Genomic DNA, 16,736 nt, shown 5'->3' on the forward strand with positions numbered 1-16,736 from the left:
GCGCAACAGGCAGGACGCGCAGGGTCCCCGTTCTCGATCTCCCACCTGATGCCGCGCTGCGGCTTTCTTCACACCTACCTAGCCCATGTCTTCCATGACGCCTCAGGAGATCGTCTCCGAACTGGATCGATTCATCATTGGCCAAAAAGCGGCCAAGCGAGCGGTTGCCATCGCTCTGCGCAACCGTTGGCGCCGTCAGCAGGTGGATGAAAAGCTGAGGGGTGAAATCACACCCAAAAATATCCTCATGATTGGCCCGACAGGCGTCGGCAAGACCGAGATTGCCCGCCGGCTTGCCCGGCTGGCCGATGCGCCTTTCATCAAGGTGGAAGCCACCAAGTTCACCGAGGTGGGCTATGTCGGCAAGGACGTGGACGCCATCATCCGCGATCTGGCTGAAATCGCGGTCAAGCAGACTCGTGAACAGGAGATGAAAAAATTGCGCTCCCGGGCGGAAGATGCTGCTGAAGATCGCATCCTGGATGCACTGATTCCACCACCCCGCAGCGGCGCCGCAGAGGCATCGGGCGCTGTCACGCCCACCCCGGAGAGCACCGCACGACAGACCTTCCGCAAAAAGTTGCGGGAAGGTTCGCTCGATGACCGGGAAATTGAAATCGACCTGGCCGAAGCCCGGCCGACCATGGAAATCATGGGTCCTTCGGGTATGGAGGAAATGGCGGAGCAACTGCGAGGCATGTTCAGCCAGATCGGTGCAGGCAAACGCCAGGTACGCAAGCTCAAGATCGCCGAGGCGATGAAACTGCTGATCGAGGAAGAAGCGGGCAAGCTGGTCAACGAAGAAGAGATCAAGACCCGTGCTCTGCACAACGCAGAGCAGAACGGCATTGTCTTCATCGACGAGATCGACAAGGTGGCTTCGCGCAGCGATGCGGGCGGAGCCGATGTGTCACGCCAGGGGGTGCAACGGGACCTGTTGCCTCTGGTGGAGGGCACGACCGTGACCACCAAGTACGGCATGGTCAAGACCGATCACATCCTGTTCATTGCCAGCGGGGCCTTCCATCTCTCCAAGCCCAGCGACCTGATCCCCGAGTTGCAGGGCCGCTTTCCGATCCGGGTGGAACTGCAGTCGCTGTCTGTGGACGATTTTGAAGCCATCCTCACGCAAACCCACGCTTCACTGGTGCGGCAGTACCAGGCCCTGCTGGCCACTGAAGGTGTGACCCTGGAATTTGATGCAGAAGGGATCCGTCGCCTGGCCCAGATCGCCTGCGATGTGAACGAGCGCACCGAAAACATCGGTGCTCGTCGCTTGTCCACGGTGATGGAGCATTTGCTGGATGAGGTCAGCTTTGATGCGGCCCGTCTGCAAGGGCAAACCATTTCGGTGGATGCAGCCTATGTGGACGGACGGCTGGGTGAACTCAGCCGCAACGAAGACCTGTCGCGCTACATCCTCTGAGCGGTCGATTCTTCCTGCCAAACCGCCCATCTGATGGATGGAGCGGTTTTTTTTCGCCTATGTCGATCCGGGACCCTGCACGAGGTCCGGTCGCTCCCTGACTTGTCTTTACAAATTCGCCAGACCTGCGAATTTATGAGGCATCACATGCAGAGATGGTTGTAAGTGCTTGCTTTTGCTGCATTTTTGGGCAAATTGGCTTCCAATTTCGGTGCTAAGTGGTTGATTTCATTACAAAAATTTTGACGAACTCCCCATTGCACGCTTGGGAATTCCTGATAAAGTGGGAAAAAGTGCAATTAAGTGGTGAAAAGTGTCTTTTAAGGATTGATCGCAGTGTTCCAGGGTGCTTCATCTCTCAGTCTCGATGCCAAGGGGCGGCTCTCCGTCCCTACGCGGCATCGTGCGGCACTGAGTGTGGATGGCAGCCTGCTCACGATCACCAAACACCCTCATGGTTGCCTGATGATATTCCCCCAGCCCGCCTGGGAAGCGTTCCGCAGCCAGTTTGCGGAAATGCCCATGAATCTGCAGTGGGTGAAGCGCGTGTTTCTGGGCAATGCGATGGATCTTGAAATGGACGGGTCCGGGCGGGTGCTGATTTCGCCCGAACTGCGTCAGGCCGCAGGCATCACCAAAGATGCCATCCTGCTGGGGATGGGATCGTTCCTCGAACTCTGGGATGCTGCAACGTACGCAGAGAAGGAAGCAGAGGCCATGAAGGCCGAGATGCCGGATGTCTTGAAGGACTTTTCTTTTTGAAGGTCATGGTGCAAGACGCATGGAATCATCAAACCGTCCTGTTGAACGAAGCCGTGGAGGCGCTCGCAATCAACCCCGACGGACACTATGTCGACGCGACCTATGGCCGCGGCGGGCATTCCCGCCTGATTCTTCAGCGGCTCTCTCCACAAGGGCGACTCACGGCCTTCGACAAAGATCCACAGGCGGTTGCCGACGCGCACGAACTGGCAGTCAGCGATGGCCGCTTTGTCATCCGGCACCAGGGCTTCTGTCATCTGGGCGAGCTCGGGCATGCCAGTGCGAACGGGGTGTTGCTGGACCTCGGTGTGAGCTCCCCTCAGATCGACGACCCCGAGAGGGGTTTTTCTTTTCGTCGCGATGGCCCGCTGGACATGCGCATGGACACCACGCGTGGCCAGAGTGTGGCGCAGTGGCTCGAAACGGCCGAAATTTCAACTCTGTCGGAGGTCATCCGTGAATATGGCGAAGAACGGTTTGCTCAACCGATTGCAAAGGCGATTGATCGTCGCCGACAGGAACGGGGCCCTTTTCGAACCACCCTCGAGCTGGCCGAAGTCGTGGCTGGCGCGGTCAAAACCCGCGAGCCGGGCAAGGACCCTGCAACGCGCACATTTCAGGCTTTTCGGATTTTCATCAACGCCGAGCTTGAAGAGTTGCAACAAGCGCTAGAGGCCAGTCTGCAGGTGCTTCGTCCGGGCGGACAACTGGTGGTGATCAGCTTCCATTCCCTTGAAGACCGCATGGTCAAACAGTTCATGGCGCGCCACTCGCGTTCCGTGGTGGACCGCCGCGTTCCATTTGCAGAACCTGCTCCGATGGCGCTGTGCCATGTCCGCCGCATCAAGCCCGGCGAGGCCGAAGTGCAAGGCAATGCGCGCTCCCGAAGCGCGGTCATGCGCGTGGCCGAGCGCACCGAGGTGTCGGCATGATCAGGTTGAACCTTGTGCTGCTTGCGGCGGTGCTGATCAGTGCATTTTATCTGGTGCACACCCAGTACGAGTCTCGCCGTCTGTACACGGCGCTGGACCGGGCGCAGGCGCAGTCCCGCCAGCTCAATGTCGAGTACGAGCAACTCGTCGTGCAGCGGCGCGCCCAGGCCACGCCGGCGCGGGTGCAACAACTGGCTACCCGCCAGCTCCAGATGCGTCCAGTCACACCTGGCATCACCCAGTACGTCGTCGTGCCAGAGCCGCTGGTGGCGCCCATGCCGGAAGCGCGGGGAGGGCGGCCATGAGTCGCAGCATCAATTACGGTGCGAGTCCGTTGCTTGCCAGCAAGACGCCGGTATGGCGCAGCAAGTTCATCGTGGCGGGGCTGGCGGTTGCGTTCGCGGGATTGGGTGCGCGTGCCGCTTATGTGCAGGTTTTTGGAAACGATTTCTTTCAGCGCCAGGGCGAGGTGCGGTATGCACGCACGCTGGAATTGCCCGCCAACCGGGGTCGGGTGCTGGACCGCAACGGCCTGATCCTGGCTTCCAGTGTGGTGGCGCAAAGCATCTGGGCCATTCCCGAGGACGTGGACAAGGGTGACCCCAAGATCCGGGATCTCGCCAAGCTGCTCGGCATGCCTCTGGCTGAGGTGCGCAAGCGCCTGGCCAATGAAGACAAGACATTCGTGTGGATCAAGCGCCAGGTGGACGATCCGATCGCCAAGGAGATCGCTGCGCTTGGCATCAAAGGCATCTACCAGCGACGCGAATACAAGCGGCAGTACCCGGAAGGCGAAGCGGCGGCGCATGTGGTGGGGTTCACCAATGTGGAAGATCGCGGGCAAGAGGGTGTGGAGCTGGCCTTCAACCAGCAGCTGTCCGGTCGGGCCGGATCGCGCCGGGTCATCAAGGACCGCCTCGGTAGGGTGGTGGAAGATGTGCGCGATGTGGTGCCGCCGGTGGATGGCCCCGACCTGCAGCTCTCGATCGACAGCAAGATCCAGTTCTTCGCCTACCAGAAGCTGCGCGAAGCGGTGCAGACCCACAAGGCGCGGGCTGGCAGCGTGGTGGTGCTCGACACGCAGACGGGTGAAGTGCTGGCATTGGCCAACTACCCGAGTTTCAATCCCAATCGCCGGGTCAATCTCACGGGTGAACAGCTGCGCAACCGGGTACTGACCGACAGCTTCGAGCCTGGATCCACCATGAAGCCGTTCATTGCGGCGCTTGCAATGGAGAAGGGGCTGGTGAAGCCCTCCACGCCGATCCAAACGGCCCCTGGCCGCATGCAGATTGGCGGTGCCACGATCCGGGACAGCAGGGACAACGGGGTGCTGACGGTCAGCGAAGTGATCCAGAAGTCCAGCAATGTGGGCACGGTCAAGATGGCGATGCAGATGTCGCCGCGTGACATGTGGGAATCCTATGCTCAAGCCGGCTTTGGACAGAAACCACAACTGCCGTTCCCGGGTGCTGTCACTGGTCGCTTGCGCCCGTACAAGACATGGCGCCCGATTGAACAGGCCACCATGAGCTATGGGTATGGGGTATCGGCGTCTCTGTTTCAGCTGGCGCAGGCTTACACGATCTTTGCTCGCGATGGCGAACTCATTCCGGTCACCCTGGTCAAGACCGACGAACCCACTGCCGGCATCCGGGTGTTCAGTCAGAAGAGCGCGGGCGCGGTGCGTTCCATGTTGGCTCTGTCCACCCAGCCTGGAGGCACCTCCACGCGGGCGCAAACCATGGGTTACTCGGTCGGTGGCAAGACGGGCACCGCCCGAAAACAGGAAGGCAAGGGCTACGCCGACAAGAAATACCGCAGCTTCTTCGTGGGCCTGGCGCCGGTGGAGGCGCCGCGCATCGTGGTGGCGGTGATGATCGATGAGCCTCGCAATGGCCATTACTACGGTGGCGTGGTGGCAGCGCCCGTGTTCAGTGAAACCGTACAGCAGTCCCTGCGCATACTGGGCGTGCAGCCCGATATGGACGTCAAGCCACAGATCGTGGCTGAACTGGTGGAGGAGTCGTTCTGATGCAGACCTTCGACACTCCCCTGGCCGTGACGAAATGGTTGCACGATCGCGTGACGGGCGTGCTGAATTGCGACAGCCGTGAGATCCGGCCTGGCGATGGTTTTGTGGCCTGGCCGGGCGCTGCTCAGGATGGGCGGCGCTTTGTTCGTGCCGCGCTGGAGGCTGGTGCTGCGGCTGTTGTCGTGGAGCAAGAAGGTGCGGACACTTTCGCTTTCGACGGCCAGGCGCCCATCGCCGCGGTGAAGGGTCTGAAAGCGCAGGCTGGTCTTGTCGCGAGCGCGTTCTGCAAGACCCCCAGTGGGGAGCTGGACGTGATCGCCATCACGGGCACCAACGGCAAGACCTCCACCGCATGGTGGATGGCGCAACTGCTCAGCGCCTGCGCGCGCGATTGCGCGCTGGTCGGCACATTGGGCATGGGTCGCGTGCCGTCCGCTGCCGAAGAAGTCGCCGGAGCTTTTCTTGTGCCGACCGGATTGACCACACCCGATCCGATGCGCTTGCAGCAACAGCTGCGCGAGTTCGTCAACGACGGCGTGAAGGCATGCGCCATCGAGGCCTCCTCCATAGGCCTCGTAGAAGGTCGCCTCAACGGCACGCAGGTCAGAGTGGCGGTGTTCACGAATTTCACCCAGGATCACCTCGACTTTCATGGAGACATGTCAAGCTACTGGGCGGCCAAGACGATGTTGTTTGACTGGCCTGGTCTGGCGGCAGCGGTGGTGAACCTGGACGATGTTCGCGGCAGGGAGCTGGCTGCGGTGCTGGCGGAGCGGGACCTCGATTTGTGGACGATCGCTCATGGGACTGGGCCTGTTGCGGAAACGGCCAGACTTGTTGGCAGGCATCTGGTGCATACCGTCCACGGCATGCAGTGGGAAGTGGTCGAGCGGGATGGCGCAGGCAGCGAGATTGCCGTGCATCTGCTGAGCTTGCCGGTGGTTGGTGAATACAACGTGTCCAACCTGCTGGGGGTGCTCGCTGGTGCCCGCGCGCTGGGTGTGCCTCTGGCCGATGCGGTGGCGGCTTGCGCGGTTCTCTCTCCGGTGCCTGGACGCATGCAGACCGTGGCGCCAGCGCAGGGTGATTCGTCACTGGTACCGTGGGTGCTGGTGGACTACGCACACACCCCCGACGCCCTGGAAAAAGCCTTGCAGGCGCTCCGGCCCGTGGCGAGGCAGCGTGATGGCGCGCTTTGGGTCGTGGTCGGCTGTGGAGGCGATCGTGACCGGAGCAAGCGTGCGTTGATGGCGGCGGTGGCTGAGCGCGAGGCGCAGCATGCGGTGCTGACCAGTGACAACCCCCGCACCGAAGATCCCGAACGCATTCTTCAGGACATGGTCGCAGGTCTCTCCTGTCCGGAGGCTGCCTCCGTGCTGGTCGATCGCGCAGAGGCCATTGAACATGCGGTCGGGCAGGCCCGCTCGCAAGACGTGGTGCTGGTGGCAGGCAAGGGGCATGAAGACTACCAGGACGTGCAAGGCACCAAGCGCCCGTTTTCCGATGTGAGTCACGCGCGGCTGGCGCTCACCAATCGACTGAGACAACTCGAAGGGAGCCAGGCGTGAGGACGGTGGGCCAGCTCCTTTTGCAGCTCTCCGGTGCGCATGCCATCGGCAACACCGACGTGCCCATTGCACGGGTGCATTCGGACACGCGCAGCCTGCGTGCTGGCGACCTTTTCGTGGCACTCAAGGGCGAGCGCTTTGATGCACACGACTTCCTGCCACAGGCCAAGGACGCAGGCGCGGTCGCAGCGCTGGCGCACCATGGGCTCGCCAGCGCAGGTTTGCCCGGTGTGGAAGTGCCCGACACGCGCAGCGCGCTGGGTGAACTCGCCCGTCTGTGGCGTGCGCAGTTCCCGCTGCCACTGATTGCCGTGACGGGCAGCAACGGCAAGACCACGGTCACGCAGATGATCGCGGCCATCCTGCGAGCAGCCGCTGGCGATGCGGCGCACGCCACGCAGGGCAACTTCAACAACGACATCGGGGTGCCGCTCACGCTGTTGCGCCTCAACGAGGCACATCGCTTGTCGGTCGTCGAGCTGGGCATGAACCACCCCGGGGAAATCGCCGAGCTCGCCGCCATCGCACAACCGATGGTGGCTCTGGTGAACAACGCCCAACGCGAACACCTGGAATTCATGTCCAGCGTGGAAGCCGTGGCCCAGGAAAACGGAAGTGTGCTGTCTTCGCTGCCCGCCCATGGCGTGGGGGCTTTCCCTTCTGACGATGTTTTCACGCCCTTGTGGCGCGAACTGGCTGGCGGGCGGCGCACCCTCACGTTCAGCGATCACGACACGGCGGCCGATGTGCAAGTGCAGAGCGCCGTGTGGAAAGAGGGCGCCTGGCAGCTGTCGATCGTGATCGGTGGCAACCTGGTATCGTGCCGCTTGCACATTGCCGGAAGGCACAACGTTCGCAATGCCCTGGCCGCTGCGGCCTGCGCCTTTGCGGCAGGCGTCGATCTGCCCACCATTGCCCAAGGCTTGAGCGCCTTTGAGCCTGTGGGGGGTCGCTCGCGCGCGTTGTCCCTGCAGTTGCCCACCGGCGCAGTGACACTGATCGACGACACCTACAACGCCAACCCGGACTCCATGCGCGCGGCAGTGGATGTGCTGGCTGAGCTTCCAGCCCCGCGTTTGCTGGTGCTGGGGGACATGGGAGAGGTGGGCGATCAGGGTCTGGCCTTTCACACCGAGGTGCTGCGGTACGCCGCGTCGCGTGGCCTGGACAACGTGCATGTGGCGGGCAACTGGATGGCGCAGGCTGTGGCTGCCATGAAGGCCGCTGGCGAGCCGGCTCCGGTGCACTGGGCTGACGTGCCTCATCTGGCAGTGCATGTGGCGGGGCTGATGCACCCGGTTGCTGGCGCACCGCGCTTGCGCAGCGCACTGGTCAAGGGATCGAGATTCATGGGGATGGAGCGGGTGGTGCAAGCCTTGGCGGCTTTGGACGAGGCGACCGGGCCCAATAACAACAAGGACAAACCCCATGCTGCTTAGCCTGTCCACATGGCTCCAGACGCTCTCTCCGGAGTTCGGGTTCCTGCGCGTGTTCCAGTACCTGACGTTCCGTGCCGTGATGGCGGCCATGACGGCCTTGCTCGTGGGCCTGGTGGCGGGCCCGTTCGTGATTCGTCGCCTCGCAGCTTTGAAGATCGGTCAACCCATTCGCGAATACGCCATGCAGACCCACATCAGCAAAGGTGGCACGCCCACCATGGGTGGGGTCCTGATTCTTTTCTCCATCGCATTGTCGACACTCCTATGGTTCGATCTGTCGAACCGTTTCGTCTGGATCGTGCTGGTGGTGACATTGGGTTTTGGCGCCATCGGCTGGGTGGACGACTGGCGCAAGGTGGTGCGCAAGGACCCGGAGGGCATGCGTTCTCGCGAAAAATACTTCTGGCAATCGGTGATCGGGCTGGTGGCGGCGTTCTATCTGGTGTTCAGCGTGTCTGAAACCAGCAACCTGCGCGTGCTGCAACTGGCCTACAACTGGGTGGCGTCGGGTTTCACGGTGGACCTGCCGCCCCAGGCCGGCCTGATGGTGCCCTTTTTCAAAGAAATCAGCTACCCGCTCGGCGTCTTCGGGTTTGTGGTCATGACCTATCTCGTGATCGTCGGTTCCAGCAACGCGGTCAACCTCACCGATGGTCTGGACGGTCTGGCCATCATGCCGGTGGTCATGGTGGGCTCGGCGCTGGGCATCTTTGCCTATGTGACCGGCAACGCCGTGTTCTCCCGTTACCTGCTGGTGCCACACATTCCGGGTGCGGGCGAACTGCTGATCTTCTGTGCCGCCATGGCGGGCGCGGGCCTGGCGTTCCTCTGGTTCAACACGCATCCGGCACAGGTGTTCATGGGAGACGTCGGTGCGCTGGCGCTCGGGGGCGCCTTGGGCACGATCGCGGTCATCGTGCGTCAGGAAATCGTGCTGGCCATCATGGGCGGCATCTTTGTGGTGGAGGCGCTCTCCGTCATGCTGCAGGTGACGTACTTCAAGTACACCAAACGCCGTTTTGGTCAGGGTCGCCGTTTGTTTCAGATGGCGCCGCTGCACCACCACTTCGAAAAAAAGGGCTGGAAAGAAACGCAGGTCGTGGTTCGTTTCTGGATCATCACCATGCTCCTGTGTCTGGTGGGGCTGTCGACCCTGAAGCTGCGATGAACCACCTCAAAGACCAACACGTGCTCATACTCGGCCTGGGCCTCTCCGGCCTGGCGATGGCGCGCTGGTGTCTGCGCCAGGGTGCGCGCGTGACGGTGGCCGACACCCGTGAACAACCACCCCAGCGGGAAGCCCTGGCCAGCCAGTGCCCGCACGCCAGCTTCATTTCCGGCGCGTTTGACGCAGACTTGCTGGCCCGATGCGAATGGACGCTGGTGGCGCGCAGCCCGGGCCTGGCGCCCAGTCAGTTGCAGGTGGTGCACGAATGGGCTGCTTCCCGAAGGGTGCCTGTCTTGGGCGAACTGGATCTGTTTGCCCAGGCGCTGCAAGACTTGTCACAGCGGGAGCGCCTGCCCTACCGCCCCAAGGTGCTGGCCATCACAGGCACCAACGGCAAGACCACCGTGACGGCATTGACCAGCTTGCTGTTGCAGCGCGCGGGCGTGCAGGTGGCCACCGCCGGCAACATCGGCCCCAGCCTGCTGGATGTGCTGTCCGACGCCATCGACAAGGAAGCGGTGGCGCAGGCCGAGGAAGACGCCGCCGCTGCCGAATCGGCATCCACGGTTGACCAGCCAGATCACGGCGCGCATCTGGATCACGCTTTGTCATCACGGACGCCCGATGCACCGGACGCAGATCGGCAGACGGACGAGTCGCCCGAGCAATCCGAGGATGAAAACGCCGATGCGATTGAAGACGCGCCATCTGACATGCCTGCCGAACCCGACGTAGAAGGCGATGGCCCGGCCCTGCTGGAGCCGCCGCCGATCGAACCCGAGCAGCCCAGGCACCTGCCCGCCGTGTGGGTGCTTGAACTTTCCAGTTTTCAACTGGACGGCGTATCGGGCGGTGCCTGGGACAGCGTCCCCACCGCCAGTGCGGTGCTCAATCTGAGCGAAGACCATATCGACTGGCACGGCTCACAGGCTGCTTATGGGCAGGCCAAGGCCCATGTGTTCGGCACCCAGGCCCTCATGCTGCTCAACCGCAACGATGCACAGGTCATGGCCATGCAGCCCGCCCTCGTCACCGTCAAGGCGGGGGGGCGCAACCGCCTGCAGCCGGCGCGGCCGTATGCCACTTTTGGAACCGACACGCCAACGCGTCCACAGGACTGGGGCATCGAAACAGTCAACGGCATGGAGTGGCTGGTCCGCGCGCTCGCCGTCGATGAAACGCGCAGACGCGGCCGTGCCGCGGAGGAAGCCGAAGAGATCTACTTCCAGCGACTGATGCCGGTGGAGGCGCTGCGCATCCGTGGCAGACACAACGCCGCCAACGCCCTGGCTTCTCTGGCGCTCGCGACGTCTGCCGGTGCCGCACTGGGTCCCATGTTGCATGGGCTGCGTGAATACCGGGGCGAGCCTCACCGTGTGGAGCCGGTCGCGATCATCCAGGGTGTCGAATACTTCGACGACAGCAAAGGCACCAACGTGGGGGCCACCCTCGCTGCAGTCGAGGGGCTCGGCGCCGAGAGAAAGCTGGTGGTGATCCTGGGTGGTGATGGCAAGGGTCAGAACTTTGCGCCGCTGGCCCATGCCCTGGCCCGCCACACCCGCGCGGTGGTGCTGATTGGGCGCGATGCGCCGCTGATCCGTGAGCAAGTGGGCGATGCGATCGCGCAGGCCCAGCTGCCGCTGCAGGATGCATCCTCCCTGCCCGAGGCGGTTCGCCTGGCCACGGCACACGCACATCCGGGAGATGCGGTGTTGATGTCGCCGGCCTGCGCCAGCCTGGACATGTTCGACAACTACATCCATCGGGCCCGGGTGTTCGTGGAAGCTGTGACCGACCTTGCCCACGAGCAAGGTGTGAGCCTGGAGGGCACTCACTGATGGCCACCTCGCGCAAGCGTTCGCCCGTCAGCCCCACTGCCAAGCCCTCGTGGCTGGGCCGTTTGCTGGGTCGCGACCTGGCGGGCGCGTTGGCGACTGGTGGCGCGAGCGACGGCCTGCCGGTTCGCTTGTCCAACCGCACCTACTCGGGCTCGCGCAATCTGGCGGTGCGCGAACTCGGTTTCGATCAGCCGCTGCTGTGGGTGGTGGTGGGTCTGCTGGCCTGGGGACTGGTCATGGTGTATTCGGCTTCGATTGCGCTACCTGACAACCCCCGTTTCGCCAACTACACCCACACCCATTTCGTGGCTCGGCACGGTTTGTTCATGATGATCGGCGTTGTGGCCGCGATCATGGCATTCCAGTTCCCCATGAAGACATGGGAGCGTGCAGCACCGTGGCTTTTTGCGATCGCACTGGTGCTGCTGGTGCTGGTGCTGTTTCCTTTCATAGGGAAGGGCGTCAATGGTGCGCGTCGCTGGATTTCGCTGGGCATCATCAACTTTCAGCCATCCGAATTGGCCAAGCTGGCGGTGTTGCTTTACGCGGCCGACTACATGGTGCGGCGCATGGAAGTCAAGGAACGGTTCTTCCGTGCCGTGGCTCCCATGGCCGTGGCGGTGGCGGTGGTGGGCATGCTGCTGCTGGCCGAACCCGACATGGGCGCCTTCATGGTCATCGTGGTCATCGCCATGGGCATCCTGTTCCTGGGTGGCGTGAACGCACGCATGTTCTTCCTCATTGCGCTGGTGGTGGTGGCGGCTTTCGCCCTCATGGTGATGATGAGTGACTGGCGGCGTGAGCGCATCTTTGCCTACCTGGACCCCTGGAGCGTCGAGCATGCGCTGGGCAAGGGCTACCAGCTTTCGCATTCCCTGATTGCATTCGGCCGCGGCGAGATCTTCGGTGTCGGGCTGGGTGGTAGCGTGGAGAAGCTGCACTGGCTGCCTGAGGCGCACACCGACTTTCTGCTGGCCGTGCTCGGTGAAGAATTTGGGCTGGTCGGCGTGCTCGTGGTGATCGGCCTGTTCATGTGGCTCACACGCCGCATCATGCACATCGGCCGCCAGGCGATCGCACTGGACCAGGTGTTCGCCGGACTGGTCGCGCAAGGCGTGGGACTGTGGATCGGCTTTCAATCCTTCATCAACATCGGCGTGAACCTGGGCGCCTTGCCAACCAAGGGTCTGACCTTGCCGCTGATGAGCTACGGCGGATCGGCTGTGCTGATGAACCTGGTGGCTATTGCGATAGTGCTTCGGGTGGACTACGAGAATCGCCAGATGATGCGAGGGGGTCGCGCATGAGCGGCCAACGTTGCGCCCTCGTCATGGCCGGTGGCACGGGCGGCCACATCTTTCCCGGTCTTGCGGTGGCCGAAGCCCTGCGCGAAAAGGGCTGGCGCGTGCATTGGCTCGGATCGCCCGGGAGCATGGAAAGCCGGCTCGTTCCTCCACGTGGTTTTCCGCTGGAGACCATCGACTTCGGCGGCGTGCGCGGCAAGGGCGCGCTCACGCTGGCGCTGTTGCCTTTGCGCCTCTTGCGCGCCTTCTGGCAAGCGCTGGGTGTCGTGAGAAGGGTCAAGCCCGACGTGGTGCTGGGTCTGGGCGGTTACATCAGCTTTCCCGGGGGCATGATGGCCGTGCTGGCGGGAAAGCCGCTGGTTCTGCACGAACAGAATTCCGTGGCTGGCATGGCCAACAAGGTGCTGGCTGGTATCGCTGATCGCGTGTTCACGGCATTTCCTGGCGTTTTCCCCAAAGGCCACTGGGTCGGCAACCCGCTGCGCGCCCCGTTTCTCCAGCAGCCATCGCCCTCTGAGCGTTTCGAGCAACGCAGCGGACCCCTGCACCTGCTGGTTGTGGGCGGAAGCCTGGGTGCCAAAGCACTCAACGACACCGTGCCCAGGGCCCTGGCGCTCATCCCGGAAAGCGACCGGCCCAGTGTGGTTCATCAGAGTGGTGAAAAGCAGATCGAAGAATTGCGCGCCAACTACGCTGCCGTCGGGGTTCGGGCCGAACTCACACCTTTCATCGACGACACCGCACAAGCCTTTGCCAATGCCGATCTGGTGGTGTGCCGGGCTGGCGCCAGCACCGTGACGGAAATCGCTGCGGTCGGCGCTGCGGCCCTCTTTGTGCCCTTCCCTTCAGCGGTGGACGATCACCAGACCACCAACGCCCGCTTTCTGGTGGATGCGGGCGCCGCCTGGCTGGTGCCCCAGCCTCGGTTCACGCCCCAATCCCTGGCCCAGACCATCCAGACTGCGACCCGGGCGCAGCTGATGGAGATGGCGAACAAAGCGAAACAGATGGAAAAGACCGATGCCGTGGCGGCAGTTGTGGCCGCATGTGAATCGCTGGCGAAAGGTCAGAAGTCATGAAACATGCCATTCGCCACATCCACTTTGTAGGCATCGGAGGCGCCGGTATGAGCGGCATTGCCGAGGTGCTGCTGAACCTGGGCTATCGGATTTCCGGGAGCGATCTGGGCGAGAGCACGGTCACGCGCCGGCTGGTGGCACTGGGTGCCGAGGTGTTCATTGGTCACGACGCAGCGCACATCGAAGGCGCAGACGCCATCGTGATCTCCACGGCGGTCAAGGAAGACAACCCCGAGGTGGTGGCCGCGCATGCCAAGCTGGTGCCGGTGGTGCCGCGTGCCGTCATGCTGGCCGAACTCATGCGCATGAAAAAGGGTGTGGCCATTGCAGGCACGCACGGCAAGACCACCACCACCAGCCTGGTCGCCAGCGTGCTGGCTGCCGCCAACATGGACCCGACCTTCGTCATCGGTGGCCGCCTCAACAGCGCAGGCGCCAATGCCCAACTGGGTTCAGGCGAATACATCGTGGTCGAGGCTGACGAGTCCGATGCCTCTTTCCTCAACCTGTTGCCCGTGATTTCGGTGGTCACCAACATCGACGCCGACCACATGGACACCTATGGCCACGACTTCGGTCGCCTGAAGGCGGCGTTTGTGGAGTTCCTGCACCGCATGCCGTTTTATGGCGCGGCCGTGGTGTGCGTGGACGACCCCACCATCCGGGAGTTGTTGCCCCAGATCGCGCGCCCCATCACCAGCTACGGATTTTCTGAAGACGCCCAGGTGAGAGCGATCAATGTGCGCGCGGTCGGCACCCAGATGCATTTCACGGTCCAGCGCCGCAATGGTGTGGAGCTGCCCGACCTCGATGTGGTGCTCAACCTTCCGGGCGACCACAACGTGCTCAATGCGCTCGCGGCCATCGGCATTGCGGTGGAGCTTGGCGTGGAAGACGAAGCCATGTTGCAGGCATTGGCGGAATTCAAGGGCGTGGGTCGCCGTTTCCAGCGCCACGGCGAGGCGGCGTTGCCCTCTGGTGGCAGCTTCACCGTGGTTGATGACTACGGTCACCACCCGGTGGAAATGGCGGCCACGCTGGCAGCAGCGCGGGGTGCCTATCCAGGCCGACGCCTGGTGCTCGCATTCCAGCCCCACCGCTACACGCGCACCCGAGACTGCTTTGAAGATTTCGTGAAGGTGATCAACCAGGCCGATGCGGTGCTGCTGGCCGAGGTGTACGCCGCCGGCGAAGCCCCTATTGTTGCGGCCGACGGCCGGTCGCTGGCGCGGGCCCTGCGTGTGGCCGGCAAGCTCGAACCGGTGTTTGTGGACGACATCGCCACCATGGCACAGGCCGTGCTCGACAATGCGCGCGATGGCGACGTGGTCTTGTGCATGGGCGCTGGCACGGTCGGCGCGGTGGCAGGGCGGGTGATCGAACTGGCCGGAGAGCAAAGCGCATGAGCACGAAGCAAAACAAGTCGATGGACCCTGAATCACTGGGCAAGGTGGCCGTGTTGATGGGAGGCCGTTCGGCCGAACGCGAGGTGTCGCTGATGTCGGGCACGGGCGTGCTGGCCGCGTTGCAGTCCAAAGGTGTTGATGCGCACGCCTTCGATCCTGCAGAGCGGGCACTGGACGATCTGCGCCGCGAAGGCTTTGCACGCTGCTTCATCGCATTGCATGGTCGACTGGGTGAAGACGGTACGGTGCAAGGCGCGTTGGAGTTGCTGGGCATTCCCTACACCGGCCCGGGTGTGATGGCATCGGCTGTGGCCATGGACAAGCTCATGACCAAGCGCATCTGGCTGGCAGAAGGCCTGCCCACGCCGGCCTGGCGCCAGGTGCACAGCGCCTCAGAGACCGAGGCTGCGTTTGAGGCACTGGGTTCGCCCATGATCGTGAAACCGGTGCGCGAGGGTTCCACGCTGGGTTTGAGCAAGGTGACCCATGCGGATCAGTGTGCCGCCGCCTACGCACTCGCTGCCAGACAAGATCCGCATGTGATGTGCGAGCAGTTCGTTGCGGGAGACGAAGTCACTTGCCCGGTGCTGGGCACGGGTGCAGAGGCGAAGGCACTGCCTGTGATCCGTATCGTGGCGCCCGACGGCAATTACGACTACCAGAACAAGTACTTCACCGACGACACCAAATACCTCGTGCCCAGCGGATTGCCCCTGGCCGAAGAAACCGCGATCCAGGCACTCGTGCTCAAAGCCTACCTCACCCTGGACTGCCGTGGCTGGGCGCGGGCTGACGTGATGATCGACGCGGCCACCCGCAAACCCTACCTGCTTGAAATCAATACTTCGCCGGGAATGACAAGCCATTCCCTGGTGCCCATGTCGGCACGTGCCACAGGCATGTCATACGAAGATCTGTGTGTCTCGGTGCTGGCAGGTGCGACGCTTGACAATCCGGCCCCCACCCAGGAGACCTGAGTGACAACCGACCTGCCACTCGACATCAGACTCATGCAGATGGCCACCCGCGCCATGGCAGTGGTTTTTGCTGTCTTGTGTCTGGTCATGGCAGGTAACTGGGCGGTTCGACATCCCGGATGGACGATCCAGGGAATCACGGTACATGGCGATGTGGTGCACCAGAACGCTGTGTCGCTGAAGGCGCAACTGACCAATGCACTGCGGTCGCGCGTGAACTCCAGTTTTCTCACGGTGGATCTGCAACAGGTGCGCCAGTTGTTTGAATCGGTACCCTGGGTGCGTAGCGCCATCGTGCAACGCGAATTTCCCAACCGGCTTCGCGTGACGCTGGAAGAACACAAGGCGGTGGCCTGGTGGGGCCAGACCGGCTCAGGTCAACTGGTCAATCTGCATGGCGAGGTGTTTGAAGCCAGCCCTGACGACAGTGACAACCTGCCCGAACTGGCCGGTCCTCTGCCGCAGTCGGCCCTGGTGTGGGCGCTTTACCAGAAGCTCAGCGATGAGCTCGCCCGCATGGAGCTGAGCCTGGAACGACTCGAACTCAACGAACGTGGCAACTGGAGCGCCCATCTCGATAACGGCGCCCGCATGGAGTTGGGACGTGGCACGCCGGACAACCTGATCGAACGCACGCGCCGCTTCACCGGCACGCTCAATCAGCTGACCCAGCGATATCCGGGTGAACTGCAAGCGGTCGACTTGCGCTACCCCAACGGATATGCCCTGAGGCTGCGAGGTGTCACCACCGTGGACGGTGCAGGCCCTGGCTCAACACAAAACAGAAGGTAATCAGTAGCAA

The 16,736-nt window shown here is 62.8% G+C and carries 14 protein-coding genes; all 14 read left to right on the plus strand.

Annotated elements, in window-relative coordinates; all coding sequences use genetic code 11:
• Window positions 1-85: 85 nt before the first annotated feature.
• Entirely contained in the window at window positions 86-1,426 is a 1,341-nt protein-coding gene (gene hslU, locus Q7V46_RS06065) for an ATP-dependent protease ATPase subunit HslU (protein ID WP_304912624.1), read from the plus strand.
• A 336-nt stretch (window positions 1,427-1,762) separates the two neighbouring features.
• Complete coding sequence (gene mraZ, locus Q7V46_RS06070; protein WP_304912625.1) at window positions 1,763-2,188, plus strand: division/cell wall cluster transcriptional repressor MraZ; 426 nt, start codon at window positions 1,763-1,765, stop codon at window positions 2,186-2,188.
• 5 nt (window positions 2,189-2,193) lie between these two features.
• The gene (gene rsmH / locus Q7V46_RS06075) at window positions 2,194-3,120 is read left to right on the plus strand and encodes a 16S rRNA (cytosine(1402)-N(4))-methyltransferase RsmH (RefSeq protein ID WP_304912626.1); all 927 of its coding nucleotides are present in this window, start codon (window positions 2,194-2,196) and stop codon (window positions 3,118-3,120) included.
• Window positions 3,117-3,425 carry a cell division protein FtsL gene (gene ftsL, locus Q7V46_RS06080; RefSeq protein ID WP_304912627.1) on the plus strand — a complete coding sequence of 103 codons (309 nt, stop codon included), beginning with the start codon at window positions 3,117-3,119 and terminating at the stop codon, window positions 3,423-3,425. The genes rsmH and ftsL overlap by 4 nt, the downstream gene beginning before the upstream one ends.
• On the plus strand, window positions 3,422-5,155 hold the full coding sequence (locus Q7V46_RS06085) for a penicillin-binding protein 2 (protein WP_304912628.1): 1,734 nt from the start codon (window positions 3,422-3,424) through the stop codon (window positions 5,153-5,155). The genes ftsL and Q7V46_RS06085 overlap by 4 nt, the downstream gene beginning before the upstream one ends.
• Window positions 5,155-6,723 (plus strand): UDP-N-acetylmuramoyl-L-alanyl-D-glutamate--2,6-diaminopimelate ligase, encoded by a 1,569-nt coding sequence (locus tag Q7V46_RS06090; protein WP_304912629.1) that lies wholly within the window; start codon window positions 5,155-5,157, stop codon window positions 6,721-6,723. Before Q7V46_RS06085 ends, Q7V46_RS06090 begins: the two co-directional genes overlap by 1 nt.
• Window positions 6,720-8,162 carry a UDP-N-acetylmuramoyl-tripeptide--D-alanyl-D-alanine ligase gene (gene murF, locus Q7V46_RS06095; RefSeq protein ID WP_370690289.1) on the plus strand — a complete coding sequence of 481 codons (1,443 nt, stop codon included), beginning with the start codon at window positions 6,720-6,722 and terminating at the stop codon, window positions 8,160-8,162. The genes Q7V46_RS06090 and murF overlap by 4 nt, the downstream gene beginning before the upstream one ends.
• Window positions 8,152-9,330: a phospho-N-acetylmuramoyl-pentapeptide-transferase gene (gene mraY, locus Q7V46_RS06100; protein ID WP_304912630.1), complete on the plus strand. Its 1,179-nt coding sequence runs from the start codon at window positions 8,152-8,154 to the stop codon at window positions 9,328-9,330. Before murF ends, mraY begins: the two co-directional genes overlap by 11 nt.
• Window positions 9,327-11,168 carry a UDP-N-acetylmuramoyl-L-alanine--D-glutamate ligase gene (gene murD / locus Q7V46_RS06105; protein WP_304912631.1) on the plus strand — a complete coding sequence of 614 codons (1,842 nt, stop codon included), beginning with the start codon at window positions 9,327-9,329 and terminating at the stop codon, window positions 11,166-11,168. Before mraY ends, murD begins: the two co-directional genes overlap by 4 nt.
• Window positions 11,168-12,475, plus strand: a complete 1,308-nt coding sequence (ftsW, locus tag Q7V46_RS06110) for a putative lipid II flippase FtsW (RefSeq protein ID WP_304912632.1) — start codon at window positions 11,168-11,170, stop codon at window positions 12,473-12,475. The genes murD and ftsW overlap by 1 nt, the downstream gene beginning before the upstream one ends.
• Entirely contained in the window at window positions 12,472-13,551 is a 1,080-nt protein-coding gene (murG, locus tag Q7V46_RS06115) for an undecaprenyldiphospho-muramoylpentapeptide beta-N-acetylglucosaminyltransferase (protein ID WP_304912633.1), read from the plus strand. The genes ftsW and murG overlap by 4 nt, the downstream gene beginning before the upstream one ends.
• Window positions 13,548-14,957 (plus strand): UDP-N-acetylmuramate--L-alanine ligase, encoded by a 1,410-nt coding sequence (gene murC / locus Q7V46_RS06120; protein WP_304912634.1) that lies wholly within the window; start codon window positions 13,548-13,550, stop codon window positions 14,955-14,957. Before murG ends, murC begins: the two co-directional genes overlap by 4 nt.
• Window positions 14,954-15,934: a D-alanine--D-alanine ligase gene (locus Q7V46_RS06125; RefSeq protein WP_304912635.1), complete on the plus strand. Its 981-nt coding sequence runs from the start codon at window positions 14,954-14,956 to the stop codon at window positions 15,932-15,934. Before murC ends, Q7V46_RS06125 begins: the two co-directional genes overlap by 4 nt.
• The gene (locus Q7V46_RS06130) at window positions 15,935-16,726 is read left to right on the plus strand and encodes a cell division protein FtsQ/DivIB (protein WP_304912636.1); all 792 of its coding nucleotides are present in this window, start codon (window positions 15,935-15,937) and stop codon (window positions 16,724-16,726) included.
• The last annotated feature ends 10 nt before the right edge of the window (window positions 16,727-16,736 follow it).

It is taken from the genome of Hydrogenophaga sp., from assembly GCF_030651625.1.
GTDB lineage: Bacteria > Pseudomonadota > Gammaproteobacteria > Burkholderiales > Burkholderiaceae_C > Hydrogenophaga.